The sequence below is a fragment of the Nocardia sp. NPDC059236 genome (assembly GCF_042754085.1).
Taxonomy (GTDB): Bacteria; Actinomycetota; Actinomycetes; order Mycobacteriales; family Mycobacteriaceae; genus Nocardia.
In genome coordinates, this window is the sequence record NZ_JBHZAF010000012.1 from 79,094 (window position 1) to 93,492 (window position 14,399).

The following is a 14,399-nucleotide window of genomic DNA, read 5'->3' on the forward strand; positions in this document are numbered from 1 at the left end:
CGGCCATTGCCCGCAGTGAGCGGTGACATCCATGGTGGTGCGAATCGAAAGATGGTCGGGGTGACAGGATTTGAACCTGCGACCCTCCGCTCCCAAAGCGGGCACATCTTCCCAGGTCGGAGCCTTTTCGCGCATGACCCGTGCGATCCATGTGCAACAAGTCCCGCTGTCAGCGCATGAAAATGCCCGGTGGCAGAATCGCGGCATCGCCGTGGGCCGCTAGCTCACTGAGCCGTTTGGCGATCTCCCGATCTCGCCCAGCGACCGCGTGCATGTACCGCGAGGCCGCTGCGTCGGATGCGTGGCCGGCGCGCTTCTTCAGATCGGCGAGGGTCGCGCCTGATGCGGCCGACAGCGACTGCCCAGTGTGCCGGAGATCATGGAACGAGCCAGCAAACCCGACCCGCTTCTTGGCTCTGCCGAACGCTTGCGAGATCGCGTTGCCACGCATGGGCAGACCATCGCGGCCGACGAAGAACCGCTCGGATCCGGCCCACTTCTCGCTGTGCTCGCGCAGATACGGCGTCAGGTGCGGCGGGACAGCGATCGGCCGCACCCCGGCGGAAGTCTTCGGCGGCTTGTCGAACTTGACCGGGCTCTCCAGCAACTCCACCCGGTTCTGGAAGACCCACACGATTCCGGCGGCCACATCCACATCGGTGGTCCGCAGCGCGCACAGTTCTCCGCGCCGGATCTCGCACCAGGCAGCCAGCAACACAGCCGCCCGGTACCGCGGGGCGATCGCGTCGACCAGCTCCTCCACCTTGCCCGGGGTCGCGATCGGCCGCTCCTTTGCCCGGTCCGAGCCCGCACCCCGGATCTTGCATGGGTTCTCCCGAATCGCTTTCTCCCGCAGCGCGTTGTTCATCACCGCGCGCAGGAAGCGGTAGGACTGCGCAATCGAGGTCCGGCCGCCGGAACCCGCCATCGCTTCGGCGTACCACTGCCGAACAACCGCCGGCGTGATCGCGATCAACGGCATGCTCTGAAGCATCGCCATGTGCAGGCGCAGATTGCGCAGGCACGTCTCCTCCCAGCGCGGTCCGATATCCGGGCTGTCGCGCAGATACGCCTTCGCGTAGTCCTGGAACCTCTGGCGCCCGAGCGCCTCATCGAGCCAGGTACCCCGACTGATGTCGTTCTCCACCTGCACCAGCCACCGATCCGCATCGGTGCGTGTGCGGAACGTATGGGGCGCATTCTGACGCTCACCATTCGGGGCAGGGAAGGACGCCTGGAAGCGCCCCGAAGGCAACTTGCGGATGGAACCGAACCGGCGCCGCCCCATCAGGCCACCACCCGTCCACCACTCCAGCGCACCCGTATCGGTTCGACGCACCCGACTTGTGCGTACGCGTCGAGATCTGCCAGCTTGAACCGCAGATGTCCACCGATCTTGTAGAAGCGCACTCGCCGCTCAGCAACCAGTCGACGGATGAACCGAACCCCGGTCCCGAGATATGCGGCCGCCCCCTCCACGTCCACATAGCCTTCGTCCTTGATCATGCTGCTTCCTCCCCGCCACCGAAGTCCGGTCCGCCGTCGACGTCCACCACAACCGGAGGACTGAAAGATGGTTGGAGCCCAGGTGATTCGGTTACGGCCATCCGGGCTTCCAGGTATTCCTTCTGCCACGCCGAGCGGCGCGAGATCTCGCCGAGGATGAGGTGCTCACGTGGTGGGACGTCCAGATCGCCCGGTTCGACGAGGCGGATCACCCAGTTCTTGGAGCGTTCGGCCTTGGCGATGCCGACCGCGGCGAGCAGTTGCCGAACGAATTCGATCCTGTCGGCTTTGTGATCGGGCAGGGTCTTGTTGGACCAGTACCGCGAGACCAGCACCCGACGACCGCGCAGGCCGAGGGTGTCCCGTCGGTGGGCCTTGCCCTTGCAGCGACCGGGCTGGGTCTTGGCGCTGGCGCCGCGGGGCGCGATGCCGTAGCGCAGCCACACACCGCACTTCTCCGAGCACGGAGTCCGCTGCATCTCCTCATGCAGACGCTCGTAGTGGCGGCGGGTCCGTTCGTTCGGGGGCTCCAGGACTTCGGCGATGGACTTGGTCAGGTACTTGGTCAGGTAGCCGATCAGCTTGTTCGCGTCATCACCGCCGATGACGCCCTTGGCCTTGCCTGGGCGGACCGGGCCTTGTTCGCCGTCCGGGTCGGTGTCGCCGATGTCTTTGCGGTCGACCTGGACACCCCAGCGGACGACGTGCGCGGGTTCGAGTTCGTCCATCTCGTCCATGAGCGCTTGCGCGTCGTCGAAGGTGGGCAGCACGTACCCGTTGTCCGGGTCGACAAAAGCGCCGGCGGTCGGATCCCAGACCGGCATCCGGTCATCGGAGTACTGCTCATGGTCGAAGTGCGGCCACCACTGGCTGTGGTACGTCGCAGCGATCACCTGATTGATCAAGGCGTGCGGGTCAGTGCCACGCACGGCGATATGGGCGTGCGGGGCACCACGACGCTGAGGCTCGATCGCCGCGTAGTACTGCACATCCCTGCCAGCGGCACGGCGCCAGTTCTGGATGAAGCGATCGAACAGCTTGGGGAAGAACATCGCGTCCCGCGCGGCCCGGCGGTAGTCGTAGGTCTCCGGGTCCACCGGAGAACCATCTCCCACCACCTCACCACGCTTGTTCAGCGTGCCGTCACGATGGCAGTGGCCATAAGAGGGCATGGTGACCGTGAGGAAGATAGATGGCTGATGCTTGCCCGCGAACTTGCGGCCGAGGGTGGTCTTCTCGATCTTCTTGCGGGGCAGGTTCGGAACGTCCTGGCGCCGCTTGGTCGAACGGGTCCGGCGAGCCTTGGGCATGGCATCGATGGGCTTGATCCGGCCGGAGATGCCCGAAGCTCTCAGCTCACGATCCAGATCAGCGATCACCTCGCGGAAACCTTCAGCTTCCTCCTCGTTACCCTTTTCGCGTGCTGCCTGGTAGTAGCTGAGGAGGTCGGCGCGGGCGGTCACCAGCTCTTGCTGATACTCGCTGGGGGTGTTGCGCTCGCGGATCGGCTCCTCTGGCAGGTGCCAGCCTTCTTTGCACTGGGTGAACCGCAGCGCGCGAGCCTTGGCGGCACAGCTGGGGCAGTCCGAGGCGCGAGTCGATTTGCACGCTCCGCCAACGTATGTCGACTGTCCCGTGTCGGGATCGAAGGCGCGCATGGGGATCGGGCGTTTGCACACGCCGTACTTCTCCGCAGCCGCTTCGGCGATATCGACCATGTTCGGCAGGGCGCGCCGTTCCGCAGCCGTCTGACGGACGGGGGCGGATTCGGCCGGCGCGGTCGTGGGCTGTTCGGTGGTGGTCATCAGGCCACGTCCTTCCAGCCGAGGGCGGTCCGGTCGATGGGCAGCGGAATCGGGGCGGCGAGCGAATCGCGATGGCGGAATACCAGTTCCACGACCGCGGGACCGACGTCGACGGGTCGGCATTCCAGGGCGCCGAACGCATGAGCCAGCCGGACCGCGCGGAGGTGGTAGTCCTCCGGGGACTGACCCGGCAGCATCCGGACTTGGACACGATCGATGTACGCGCCGATCGCGACGTTGCGGATGCTGGGCACGTACAGGGCGTCCGCGTCCCCGTCTGTGAGCTTGCATGCGGTCATCAGGCGAGTCCAGCGACGCCGGTAGCGGAACCAGCGCAGGAACCGTGTCCGAGCCCGAGCAGTGATGCAATGCCGGAAAGAGTTGGGCCACTTCATTTTCCAGGCTGTCAGTGCGATTAGTCCGGCGACGGCGACCGCTACGCCCGCAGGCCAGCCGAGCAGGATCGCGGCAGCGATGGCCAGGGCGATCGGGGCGGAGACCATCGGGAACAGCACCGCCCACCAGGCGATGACGAAGGCCCCGGTGAGTACCCACAGGATCAGGTGGCCGAGGGCGGTGAGAACGGCGTCGGTGAGGTCGGTTTCGCCGGAGTGGCGGGCATGGCGAGCGGGCTGGGCGGTCATTTGCGGGTCTCCTGTTCGGCCGGCGCGGTCAGTTCGGCGTAGACGCGGACACCGCCGTGCCGATTCGGGTACTTGTGGTCGTCCACGACCAGGCGGAAGGCGTGGGAGCCGATCAGGTCGGCGAGGACGCGGGTGATGTCGGCGAGGTCGCCGGACAGGCGCAGCTGCACGGTGTTCATGCCGCGTCCTGTCCGCCGAAGTCGTCGGTGTCGCGGATCTCGAAGTCGGCCAGGTTGATCGGGCGCGGACGCGGGCGGTAGCGCTGGGCGATCCACTCGCAGTCCGCTTCGGTCACCTCGTAGACACGGGCGCGGCGGAAACCGGCCTTGCCGTCCTCCTGCACGTAGCAGACACCCGGAGTGGTGTGGGGAATCTCGTCGCAGAACGAGCCCCGGTCCTTGGCGCCCTGGCCGTGGATCATGGTCACCTGGGTCGGTTCGGCCATCCGCAGCCCGATCCGGTAGGGCAGCAACTGCCGTTGCGGCACATTCTCTTTCGACGGATCGATGACCGTCTCGATCACCGAGAACAGCGGCGCGCGACCCTGCGACAGCAACAGCCCGTGAGCACGCTTGAACTTGGCCATCAACTCCGGTTCGGAGAACGCCGACAAGGTCGCCGCCTCATCGATGATCGTCACGACCAGCGGGTTATCCGGCGTCGGAACCGGTTTGGACTGCTTGGCAGCCCGGTAGCCCAGTGCCGCCTCCTGCATGTCGCGGACAGTGCCCTCCAGCTGGGCGATCATGTCCTCGGGAGTGGTGCACTGGAAGTCGACGCACAGGTCTTCGAGCCAGCCCAGGCCCATGCCGCCCTTGGGATCGATCGCGCGCAGTTCGACACGGCCGGATTCGATGGCAGGACCCATGCCATTGATCAGGGCACCGAGGAAACCCGTCTTACCCGACCCGGTCTCGCCACCGACCAGCACATGCCGTCCCTGCACGGGCACCGTCCAGGGGGTCAGGTCTTCGAAGACGCCGACGGGTACGGCTGTGAGGTCCACATCATCGGGGACCGCCAACGGCATCGTTGCCGAGGCAGCGAGAGTGTCGAACACCCTCACCTCCAGCCGTATCCACCCCTGATGGGGCTGGGACGCGGTGACTTTCGCGCCCATCATTTGCGAGAACCGGTCGAGGGTGTCCTCGTTCATCCAGTCCCGCCGGGTCTGGCCAGGCAGCATCAGGAAATCTGCCTCGATGCCGTAGAGGGTGTAATCCCAGCCGTCCAGCGTGGGAATGCCCGTTTCCGGGGAGCCGAGTCCGGCCGCGGTGAACATGACCGTGCGCTGATCGCCATCGGCGAGCATGAGCACCGCGGGCCGCAGCTCCACCGGGGCAGCGTCGAGAACCTCGGCCAACGACATCGGTCGCGGACTCGGCTTGCCGTGCCAGGGACCGGGAGTGATCCACGCGGCGACACCGAGAGCGCTCACGGCGGGGACAGCGATCTGGGCGAATGAGGACAGCAACATGACAACCCCCTACGGGAACAAGGACTTGAAAGATGGAGTGAGAGAGGCGATTACGCGGGGCGGACCGGGACGACCGGGCGGGCGACCGGCATCGTGACCGGCATCGGCCGGACTTGTATCGGGCGTGGCGGAGGTGGAGCCACGGCCACCGAGACCGCGACCATGGGTGGATCGGCCGGTGCGTATTCGATCGCCGCCGGTTCCTCGATGACGACCGCCGTGGCCGGAACCATGGGCGTCGCAGCCGATTCGGCCGGCGGAACCTTGGAGACCAGAGCCGCGGGCTGCTCAGCCGGGGCGCGGAACATGGAGCCGATGAGCAGGACCAGGCCGTGGACGTCGGCGAACACGGCGATCGGGGCGACCGCGACCACCAACACGCTGCCCCAGGTCGGCAAGGGATGATCCCGCAGGACCGAGTGCAGGCCGTTCCCGGCGATACTCACCACGGTGCCGACGATCAGGACGCGGGAGAACCATCGCCGCACAGCGTCATCGGTGGCAGCCAGCGCCAACGCCGCAGCGATGGCCGTAGTGATGTCGATGACCACCGGGAACAGCCAGGCATCCCCGGCAGGGATCGCGGCCGTCACCGCGAGTTCACGCAGGCCGACGAAGGAGAGACGGAAGGCCGCCAACCCCACGGCGAGGATGGCGGCCACGGCCAGCCCGAGAACGAGCAGGTTGGCCGTGACCTTGGTGAGCATCAGTGATCACCACCGCTCGAACTCGCAGAACGGCGGGCACAGGGTCGCCGGGTCCGGTGTCGGCATCGGAGTATCCGAGGTCCGGGCCGGTTCATCGCAGAACATGACGCACGGCTTGCCGGTCGGGTCCGACACCAACACCGCTGTCGGCGCAGGCCCATCCGGGTCGGAGTGATGGCCGAAGACCAGCAGCACCACCGCAGCCGGGGCGATCATCACCGGAGCCACCAGCGCGACGCCGATCCCGAACGCACCGCGGGCGAACCTGGTCCGCGTGGCCGAAGGCTGGGCAATAGTGTTGTGCGCCATCACTATTCACCATCCTCGACCGTGTCGTAGGGCGGCGGGACCTCGCAGCCGCAGGGCTCCAAGGTGATGTCGCGGAACGGAATCGGCTCCAGCGGAGCACCCTGGGCAATACGACCGTCGACGACCGCAGCAGCAAGCATGTCGGAGAGCTCCTGCGCCATGTTCAGGCTCATCAGCAGGGTCGGCATGGTCCCGTCGCAGTGATGACCACCGAAGGTCAGCACCACGTCGTTGCAGCGCGCGCCCTCACGACAGCCGAACCGGACGCCGGGAGAACCCCACGCCTGCAACCGGATCGGATCCAGCGCACCATGTCTGCACGCTCCCGGATGATCCACGAAATCCAGGACCAGGGAGTCATCGCGGGGAACCCAGTAGTTCTCGCGCTTCACCATCGAATCCAGCACCGGGCGAGAAGGCTCGACCGGGTGACCTTCGTGACGGACGTAGTCCTCCACAGTCAGCTTGGTGTACCGCGAAACAATCGCTTGCCACAGCCTCATCACGCCGCCTCCTGTCCGGGCTGTGCCCCCTGATACATCGAGGCCAACCCGGTGGAGGCCACGAACTCCAGGCGCTTCCAAGCAGTGCGCTTGGTCGGCAGGGTCGCCTTCGACGAGGGCAGCCACACCGAGGCCACCACGCCATCGGTCATGTCCTGACGCAGCGCCCATGCCGCACAACTGGCCAGCACCGGGCAGTGCTCACACACCCGCTGAGCCGCGAGTGCCTGATTGCGCGAGTTGGGGAAGAACAGTTCCGTCTCCAGCCCGGCGCATGCACGATCCGGCGACAGGCGAGGGTCGGAGAGGCTGCCGGCCACGGACTTTCGCGTCATCACAGCTCCCCCTCCAGCGCGTCGAACAGCTCCATCTGGCCCTCACAGACCCAGGTGGACGGAACGGTCCGACCGATCTTCTTGTCGCGACGGCCGCGCGAGGGCTTCACACCCTGATCGGCCGGGACGTTCTCCGCCTTGCGGGTCTTCTTGGCGCGCACACGCTGTTCCGAGGTGGTCATCACTGCACCGCCTTCGGATCGAAGGACGTACCCGCCTGCACCTGCGCAACATGCTCGGCCAAAGCCTGAGCCAAACCCTGAATCAGCGATTCAACGTCCTCGATGAACATCCGCACGAACATGGCGTTCTCGCCGAACCGCACCCAGATCTCCGGGCGGTACCCGTGCAAATCCCCGGCGGGGTCAACGCCCAGAACCTTCAGAGCTTCCAGCGGAACGCCGGGCCGGTACTCGACCTTGGTGAACTCGGCCACGTAATCGAAGTTGACGAACGGCATCACGCCACCGCCTTCGAGTCGGTCGCCGAATCCTTCAGTGCCACAGCGTGTTCGACCAGCGCGACCGCCAAGCCCTCCATCAGGGCGCAAGCGTCGGCGATCTCCAGCCGGAGCGAGCCGTTGTTGAAATCGACCGCCACCGTTGCGGGAAGCTCGATCCCATGCTTGTCGTTCGAGCCGTAGAGGAAGGTGTAGCTGGGCTTGTATCGGACGCCCTCGAACTCGTCCTCACGCTGATTGGCGTAGACGGTCACCGACATCACGCAACCGCCTTATCGGCACGGGTCGGGCGCGAGGCCGGAACGTCGGCCGGCGGCATCTTCGACCCCGAGTTGTCGCCCTTGATCCCGGTCGCGCGGTAGATGTAGCCGAGGTACTTGAACTCGCCCTGACCCATCACCCGCGGTTCGCAGGTCAAGCCCTCCAACTCGATGAAGCGGATGCCCGTGTTCGGGGCGATCTCCTCCGTCGAGGGAACCGGCTGCACCGGAGCCCGGAAGATGACCTCGAAGCTCGCGCGCTTGCCCTTCTCCTCACTCGGATCCGACACGGTGACCTTCCACAGCGGCAGCATCGTGCCCTTGCCCGTCTTCGGGTCGTAGTCGATCGCCTGCTCCGGCACCGCGGTTCGGTCCGGGTTGTACTTGATGACCTGCGTGACCTGACTCAGCATCAACAGCTGGTTCGGGAACACGTCGTTGTGCTGTGCCGGGAACTCGTGACCCTTGGAAACACCCACGTTAATCGCTCCTATTGTTCTGCTGTCCTCCATAGGACAACTCCTATATAGAACAGCAGATCTCATGCTCGGGGTCAAGACCTACAGAGGACATGAGATGATGAGTTCAACAGGCGAGAGAGGAGCGGTCATGCCCGCTAAGTACGAGCTAATTGCAGACGAGCTTCGGCGACACATTCAGACCGGCGAGCTACGTCCTGGCGATCGAGTCCCCGGTGAAGCTGCGCTGATCGAGCAGTACAAGGTCAGCATCCCCACCGTTCGCCAAGCTCTCGCCGTCCTGCGCACCGAAGGGCTGATCGAGGCCAAACATGGAGTCGGGACCTTCGTTCGAGCGCCGCGCGTCAAGGTCCGTCGAACTGATGAGCGATATCAGTGGGAGAAGAACCGGGTACGTGAGCCCGAGTCGGTCCGGCGCACGAATGGTGCGACCGAGCAGGACTCCGGCTTGTCAATGCCTGGTCTCGTGTTCGATGCTCACTACGAAGTGATCTACGCCGATGACGGACTCGCGGATGCATTCGAAGTGCCGGCGGGCACGAAAGTCCTGCAACGGGACTACCGAACCCGCCCGCGAGCCGAAGAAGCCCCGCTGAATATGAGCCGCTCCTACCTCCTGTACGACCTCGCCTCTGCCAATCCGGACCTGCTTGATGTCGACAACGAACCCTGGCCAGGAGGCACACAACACCAGCTCTTCACCCTGGGGATCGAAGTGGACCACATCACCGAAGAGATCGAGACCCGCCCGCCAACCGCTCTTGAAGCGGACGAACTGGGTATGGCGCGAGAAGGAACCGCAGTCTTCTCGATTCGGAAGCGAACACTCGACGTGACCGGGCGAGTGGTCGAAGTTGTAGACGTCATTCTTCCTGGAGACCGGAGCCAACTGGTCTTCACCACCTACCTCACAAGATGGCAAAAATGAACCGTGAAGCCTCGAATCGTGAATCGGAGAACCGTCTAATGCTGATTTCAGTCATTACGCCCTGCTATCAGTCCCGGGAAGACTTCCTCGCGGCTGCCTACAAATCCCTTGTGTCGCAAGAACTTCCTGCAGGCTGGGACTGGGAATGGCTGGTGCAGGCCGACGGCGAAAACGAACCGCTGCCCTTGCCTGATGTGGCTCTCGCCGACCCGCGCGTCAAACCAGCTCGCGGCCTATCTGGCGGTCCAGCGGTGGCGCGAAACCTCGCCTTGGCCCGATCTGTAGGCGAACTGATTGCCGTTCTCGATGCTGACGACACTCTTACCCCGGGAGCCCTCGCCCGCAACATCGACGCCCTTACCGATCGCCCAGCGTGCGGGTGGGCCGTCAGTCGTGCACTGGACCTCCTGCCAGATGGAAGCCTGGTTCGCCCGGCGGGTGAGCCGACCAACGTAAGCCCGTTCATTCCCCGCGGATGGATTTTCGAGTACTGGTCGGAACATGACTATGACCTGCCCGTCCACCCTGCAACGCTGTGCATCCGACGAGAGTGGCTGATGGCGATGGGCGGTTGGATGGCCATGCCGCATGCCGAGGACGCAGGTCTTCTTCTTGCTGTCCAGGCAGTTGTTCCCGGTCTCTATATCCGGGAAGTTGGCCTGCACTACCGGAAGCATGAAGACCAGATCACCAAGTCGTTGACACGAGAGACGAGGCCCGAGCGGCTGGGCATCATTGCCGAGCGTGTTCACGCCATCGGGAAACTGCTCGTCCGCCCTGTTCCCAAGTGGGAGCCAGGTGACCGCGTGGGCGGTGACCGCTACATCCCGTAGTGTCGTCTTGCCTTCATGGCAAAGGCTGGGAATCCCGGTTCGATCATCGAATTCGGTTGATTCCCAGCCTTTTTCATGAGGACATCTAAGGTGAAGACCTCGAAGGCAAACACAGGATCCCGCCAGGATCAATCTGGTGGACAGCGTATCCGGCCCGGCAGCGTAGAAGTTCCTCCGTGCCATCGGTGTTCACCAGAAGGTAGTCCCGGCTGGTGCCATTGGGCGCGAGGACGTAGTAGCCCGGTCGCAGACGGTTTGCCATCTTCGGAGTGTCGCACGACTGGAATCGGCTGTCCTGAGATCGATTTCAGCCGAATCGCTGTCCGCGAACTCGATCGCACGATCGATCCGGTGCCGAGGCGATCGGCATCCCACCGTCCCCGGCTTCGTGGGTTCGCCAGCGTTCGCGTCGCGTCTCGTTGCCGAATTTGCCTCTATGGTCTCAAGAGGCGGCGCTTCGCGCCGCCCAGCGGCGCCGCCACGCGGCGCCGCACAACCGCCTGCTCCGCAGGCTGCGCAGGCGGGTGCGTCGGGCGCGTCGGCGCCGCTTTGGCGACGGGGTATCACCGCCACCTCAGCCTCTTTGCCTGATCTCTGCATCGACGAAGCAGTGTGGTCGTTCCCGGAGCCGTACCCGACTGGCTCTCCCGCGACCTCGAATCCGATCCGCCGGCACCAGCTCTCGGCCTGGCTGTGGTCCGGTCTACCGAACCGCGGTGCAGGGGGCCCACTTCCTCATGCCGAAATCGTCTCGCTCCACTCGCCCGAGTCAAGGACCACCTCCGGTGTCCGCTACGCGGTGGCTTCGCCATCCTGGACACGACCGAGCTCCACTGAGGGCGGCAGGTATGAGGATGAGGGAGAAGAGCAGTCAGGGCGGATAGCCGACCTGGCCAAGGCGCAGGTCAACGCTGTCAGCAGCCGCTACAACCAGTGGTGAAGGTGCGCATAGATCGAAATGCCCACCCCGGCAACAGTCGTCACCAATCCTCCGATTACGGTGGAGCCGAGTGGATGGCGGAGGATGCTCAGCCGCTGCCGAACTATCGGTTCAGCGCTCGGTGGCACCGAGGGCAGTCCCGATACCGGCACGGCAGGCACGCTCGCCCAATTTGCGGCCTCGCACTTCCCCAGCTCGAGGTCAAGCCGGTTCTTCACGCGCTCCATAAATCCGAAGGTCGCGTCCTTGTCAGGCCCCGTAACCCGTACGCTGAAATGTTGCTTCCCCCTGGCCTGGAGCTGTGTCGTGAGGTAGACGCCCACCGACGTGCCTGAGCCAAAACTGTCGCCGTACCGCCACGAAATCGTGTGGGGCTGCTCGCCCACACGCCCAGCAGCCGCTTCAATGTCGTCTGCGCTCAACGTAGTCGTATCAGTCTGGAGTCTGTAGCCATCGCTGCGTTTGAGCTTCGGCTCTGCCTCCATCAAGCGGCCAAGGGCAGAGTCCATCGCCCGCGACAGCACGATCAAATCTGGCGCGTGCGTGGTCCACACCATGCTGCGCTCAACCGACACCGTTCCTCCGAACTACCAGCGGTCATCATCCGTGCGATCTATGTGCGACTAGCTACGGCAACGAGCGGTAAATCCCGGTCAGTTGCGGGCACGCCTGACGTGCGCGTCGCCCTACTGGCCAGGGGATATCCTCTTTGCCCCAGTCGGGGTGACAGGATTTGAACCTGCGACCCTCCGCTCCCAAAGCGGATGCGCTACCAAGCTGCGCTACACCCCGTTGCGCGTCGGACTCGACGCTCCCGCTGAACGGGAAAGAGCGGGTGACGGGAATCGAACCCGCACCATCAGCTTGGAAGGCTGAGGTTCTACCATTGAACTACACCCGCAGCGACCGCATCCATGGATGCTGTGTGCGTTGAGCACTGTACCGAACCTCACTCCTGGAATGCCAATCAGGTGCCGTTGCCGCATGTCGCGGCCCGTAGGGCGAGTCGTTCGGCGAGTCGCCGAAACCCGCCGAAATTGGGTGTAACACCGGGGCCTCACCAGCGATGAGACATCCGATCGCCATTCGCGAGGCACCGGGAACCTGTTCTGAATCAGGGGTTTTCGATGTCGGGTGGCTTGCTAGGATCCTTTTTGTCCGGACGGGGGTATCTGGAAAGGGGGCGGTGAGCATGCACCACTGGTGTGGCCGACCGCGTAGTAGTGAGTTCGATCCGAAGGGCGTGACCGGCGTGGCGGCCGGTCCTGGCATCTCGTACGTCGGGTGAGCGCGCATGTCCATCCGTCTCGACACCCGAACCTCCGCCATTGTGGCGGCGACCATCCGCGAATGGGTGCGGGCAGTGCACCCCGGCGCGAGCAGTTCCGCGCTGGGCCAGGCGCCCGCGGTTCCCTCCGATGAACTCGAGCGCATCTTCGGCCGGATCATCGACGATCTGCTGGAATTGGCCGGGTCCGAACCGTTTCCGGTACAGGCCGCCCGCCGCATCGGCCGCAGTCTGGCCGAATCGCCGTTCGACCGCACCCGCATGCTCGCCCCCGCCAGCCGCGCGCTGCTGGGGCTCTCGCCGGGCCAGCGCGGTTCGCTGATCGCCACCCGCTGGTCGTTCATCGCCAGCCAGGCCATCGACGCCTACGCCGAGGCGCTGCAGCAGCGCGCCCTGGCCCAGCAGGAACGCAGTCTCTCGGAGGCGGTGTCGGTGCGGGTGCAGGAGATCGCGGCACTGCAGACCCGGCTGCGGCACGAGGCCACGCACGACGCTCTCACCGATCTGGCCAATCGCTCACTGCTGCAGGAGCGGGTCCGGGTGATGTCCACCGATCCGGCGCGCGGGGTGGGTCTGCTGCTCATCGATCTGGACGACTTCAAGGTGATCAACGACACCTACGGCCACACGGTCGGCGACGAGGTACTGGTCACCATCGCCCAGCGGCTGCGCTCGACCTGCCCGCCCGACACCGTGATCTCGCGCTACGGCGGCGACGAATTCGTGGTCGCGCTGCCGTCCCGCCGCAATACCCTGGGCGAGCTGGCCATGCGGGTGCTGGCCGCGCTGTGCGAGCCGGTGCCCACGGCGGCCGGTTCGGTCCCGGCGTCGGCGAGTGTGGGTACGGCGTTCTGTCCACCCGGACGGGAGTGCGACTTCTCGGATCTGCTGCGCAGCGCCGACCGAGCCATGTATTCGGCGAAAACGGCGGGCAAACGTCAGTTCGCGGTGTCGGAGCTAGACGAAGAGGAGGTTGATCCAGGTCGCCGCAACTCGCATTTTGCCGCGGTGGCTGGATAATTCGGGGTTTAGGGAAGCTCACAGCGAGTAGCAACAGTTCGGCGAATTCTGCCGCGTAGGCTGGTCGCGTGGCTACGGTCGTCGTTCTGCTCATCGTCATGGTGGTTGTCCTGCTTGCTGTGGTGGCAGTCAACCGCGCGCAGCAATCGCGTTCCAACACCCTGCTCGAGGATGCCAAGGCCGATGCGCGCCGGGTGATCGAGCGTCTCGGCGGGCAGGTATACAACCTCGTCGGCACCGACGACGCGTCGAAGCAGGCCCTCGCCGATGCGGGGGAGCGGTTCAATGCCGCGGGCTCGCAGATCGAGCAGGCCACCACGCCCGCGCAGGCCCGGCTCGCGAAAGAGACGGCGCTCGAAGGGCTTTACTACGTGGGGGCCGCGCGGTCGGCCATGGGCCTGGACCCCGGTCCGGCCGTTCCGGAGCTCGACGGCCAGCGCAGTGCCGGCCGGGTCACCGAGGACCGCGCCATCGAATACGACGGGCGGCGCGTCGAGGCCTCGCCCACGCCGTCGGCCTCCACTCCGAACTATTACCCGGGCGGTCGCGTCGCCGGCCGTCCCGTTCCGGCCGGTTGGTACTCCGAGCCGTGGTGGAAGACCGCGCTGGTCGTCGGTGCCTGGGGCGTCGGCTCGGCGGTGCTGTTCAACGCCCTCTTCAGCGGCATGTCCGGGGTCGGGTACGACTCGGCCGCCTTCGAAAGCGGTTACGGCGACGGCTATCAGGCCGGGCTGGACGCCGCCGACGGCGGATATGCCGACGGCGGCTACGACCAGAACGCCTCGGACCCCGGCTACGACCAGGGCGGCTATGACCAGGGTGGCTACGACCCCGGGGCCGACCTGGGCGGCCAGGACTTCGGCGACTACGGCAATTTCGGCGGCTTCGACAGCGACTTCTGACGC

At 65.3% G+C, this 14,399-nt stretch carries 19 protein-coding genes and 2 tRNA genes; 4 read left to right on the forward strand and 17 right to left on the reverse strand.

All coding sequences use genetic code 11. The features are described 5' to 3' along the window. Nucleotides 1–169: 169 nt before the first annotated feature. The 14 genes from xerC to ACFXIV_RS28885 are packed head-to-tail and all read right to left on the reverse strand — an operon-like array spanning nucleotide 170 to nucleotide 8,485. A complete protein-coding gene (gene xerC / locus ACFXIV_RS28820) occupies nucleotides 170–1,288 on the reverse strand; it encodes a tyrosine recombinase XerC (protein WP_379398948.1) in 1,119 nt (372 codons plus the stop codon). Then, a complete protein-coding gene (locus tag ACFXIV_RS28825; protein ID WP_379398947.1) occupies nucleotides 1,288–1,506 on the reverse strand; it encodes an excisionase family DNA-binding protein in 219 nt (72 codons plus the stop codon). Before ACFXIV_RS28825 ends, xerC begins: the two co-directional genes overlap by 1 nt. Next, the gene (locus ACFXIV_RS28830) at nucleotides 1,503–3,311 is read right to left on the reverse strand and encodes a replication initiator (protein WP_379398946.1); all 1,809 of its coding nucleotides are present in this window, start codon (nucleotides 3,309–3,311) and stop codon (nucleotides 1,503–1,505) included. The genes ACFXIV_RS28825 and ACFXIV_RS28830 overlap by 4 nt, the downstream gene beginning before the upstream one ends. Continuing rightward, a complete protein-coding gene (locus ACFXIV_RS28835) occupies nucleotides 3,311–3,955 on the reverse strand; it encodes a hypothetical protein (protein WP_379398945.1) in 645 nt (214 codons plus the stop codon). The genes ACFXIV_RS28830 and ACFXIV_RS28835 overlap by 1 nt, the downstream gene beginning before the upstream one ends. Next, entirely contained in the window at nucleotides 3,952–4,134 is a 183-nt protein-coding gene (locus tag ACFXIV_RS28840; protein WP_379398944.1) for a hypothetical protein, read from the reverse strand. The genes ACFXIV_RS28835 and ACFXIV_RS28840 overlap by 4 nt, the downstream gene beginning before the upstream one ends. Then, nucleotides 4,131–5,432: an FtsK/SpoIIIE domain-containing protein gene (locus ACFXIV_RS28845; protein WP_379398943.1), complete on the reverse strand. Its 1,302-nt coding sequence runs from the start codon at nucleotides 5,430–5,432 to the stop codon at nucleotides 4,131–4,133. The genes ACFXIV_RS28840 and ACFXIV_RS28845 overlap by 4 nt, the downstream gene beginning before the upstream one ends. Before the next feature lie 50 nt (nucleotides 5,433–5,482). Beyond that, nucleotides 5,483–6,139, reverse strand: a complete 657-nt coding sequence (locus ACFXIV_RS28850; RefSeq protein ID WP_379398942.1) for a DUF2637 domain-containing protein — start codon at nucleotides 6,137–6,139, stop codon at nucleotides 5,483–5,485. A gap of 6 nt (nucleotides 6,140–6,145) precedes the next feature. Then, nucleotides 6,146–6,448, reverse strand: a complete 303-nt coding sequence (locus tag ACFXIV_RS28855; RefSeq protein WP_379398941.1) for a hypothetical protein — start codon at nucleotides 6,446–6,448, stop codon at nucleotides 6,146–6,148. Between the two features lie 2 nt (nucleotides 6,449–6,450). Next, the gene (locus ACFXIV_RS28860; RefSeq protein ID WP_379398940.1) at nucleotides 6,451–6,951 is read right to left on the reverse strand and encodes a hypothetical protein; all 501 of its coding nucleotides are present in this window, start codon (nucleotides 6,949–6,951) and stop codon (nucleotides 6,451–6,453) included. After that, on the reverse strand, nucleotides 6,951–7,286 hold the full coding sequence (locus ACFXIV_RS28865; RefSeq protein WP_379398939.1) for a WhiB family transcriptional regulator: 336 nt from the start codon (nucleotides 7,284–7,286) through the stop codon (nucleotides 6,951–6,953). Before ACFXIV_RS28865 ends, ACFXIV_RS28860 begins: the two co-directional genes overlap by 1 nt. Then, nucleotides 7,286–7,468 carry a hypothetical protein gene (locus tag ACFXIV_RS28870; protein WP_379398938.1) on the reverse strand — a complete coding sequence of 61 codons (183 nt, stop codon included), beginning with the start codon at nucleotides 7,466–7,468 and terminating at the stop codon, nucleotides 7,286–7,288. Before ACFXIV_RS28870 ends, ACFXIV_RS28865 begins: the two co-directional genes overlap by 1 nt. Then, on the reverse strand, nucleotides 7,468–7,749 hold the full coding sequence (locus ACFXIV_RS28875) for a hypothetical protein (protein WP_379398937.1): 282 nt from the start codon (nucleotides 7,747–7,749) through the stop codon (nucleotides 7,468–7,470). Before ACFXIV_RS28875 ends, ACFXIV_RS28870 begins: the two co-directional genes overlap by 1 nt. Continuing rightward, the gene (locus ACFXIV_RS28880) at nucleotides 7,746–8,006 is read right to left on the reverse strand and encodes a hypothetical protein (protein WP_379398936.1); all 261 of its coding nucleotides are present in this window, start codon (nucleotides 8,004–8,006) and stop codon (nucleotides 7,746–7,748) included. Before ACFXIV_RS28880 ends, ACFXIV_RS28875 begins: the two co-directional genes overlap by 4 nt. Next, complete coding sequence (locus ACFXIV_RS28885; RefSeq protein ID WP_379398935.1) at nucleotides 8,006–8,485, reverse strand: hypothetical protein; 480 nt, start codon at nucleotides 8,483–8,485, stop codon at nucleotides 8,006–8,008. The genes ACFXIV_RS28880 and ACFXIV_RS28885 overlap by 1 nt, the downstream gene beginning before the upstream one ends. Nucleotides 8,486–8,615: 130 nt before the next feature. On the opposite strand from ACFXIV_RS28885, the gene ACFXIV_RS28890 reads away from it, so the two are divergent. After that, nucleotides 8,616–9,413, forward strand: a complete 798-nt coding sequence (locus ACFXIV_RS28890) for a GntR family transcriptional regulator (RefSeq protein ID WP_379398934.1) — start codon at nucleotides 8,616–8,618, stop codon at nucleotides 9,411–9,413. Further along, complete coding sequence (locus ACFXIV_RS28895) at nucleotides 9,410–10,246, forward strand: glycosyltransferase family 2 protein (RefSeq protein ID WP_379398933.1); 837 nt, start codon at nucleotides 9,410–9,412, stop codon at nucleotides 10,244–10,246. The genes ACFXIV_RS28890 and ACFXIV_RS28895 overlap by 4 nt, the downstream gene beginning before the upstream one ends. 924 nt (nucleotides 10,247–11,170) lie before the next feature. On the opposite strand, the gene ACFXIV_RS28900 is transcribed toward ACFXIV_RS28895, so the two are convergent. From ACFXIV_RS28900 to ACFXIV_RS28910, 3 genes are all read right to left on the reverse strand, one after another. Then, on the reverse strand, nucleotides 11,171–11,761 hold the full coding sequence (locus ACFXIV_RS28900) for a hypothetical protein (RefSeq protein WP_379398932.1): 591 nt from the start codon (nucleotides 11,759–11,761) through the stop codon (nucleotides 11,171–11,173). Between the two features lie 143 nt (nucleotides 11,762–11,904). Continuing rightward, nucleotides 11,905–11,978 (reverse strand) — tRNA-Pro (locus ACFXIV_RS28905). Between the two features lie 38 nt (nucleotides 11,979–12,016). Further along, a tRNA-Gly gene (locus tag ACFXIV_RS28910) sits at nucleotides 12,017–12,087 on the reverse strand. A 393-nt stretch (nucleotides 12,088–12,480) separates the two neighbouring features. Here ACFXIV_RS28910 and ACFXIV_RS28915 point away from each other — a divergent pair. Together ACFXIV_RS28915 and ACFXIV_RS28920 are read left to right on the forward strand one after the other, a co-directional pair. Further along, a complete protein-coding gene (locus ACFXIV_RS28915) occupies nucleotides 12,481–13,494 on the forward strand; it encodes a diguanylate cyclase domain-containing protein (protein ID WP_379398931.1) in 1,014 nt (337 codons plus the stop codon). A 98-nt stretch (nucleotides 13,495–13,592) separates the two neighbouring features. After that, on the forward strand, nucleotides 13,593–14,396 hold the full coding sequence (locus tag ACFXIV_RS28920) for a DUF1542 domain-containing protein (protein WP_379399031.1): 804 nt from the start codon (nucleotides 13,593–13,595) through the stop codon (nucleotides 14,394–14,396). Nucleotides 14,397–14,399: the final 3 nt, after the last annotated feature.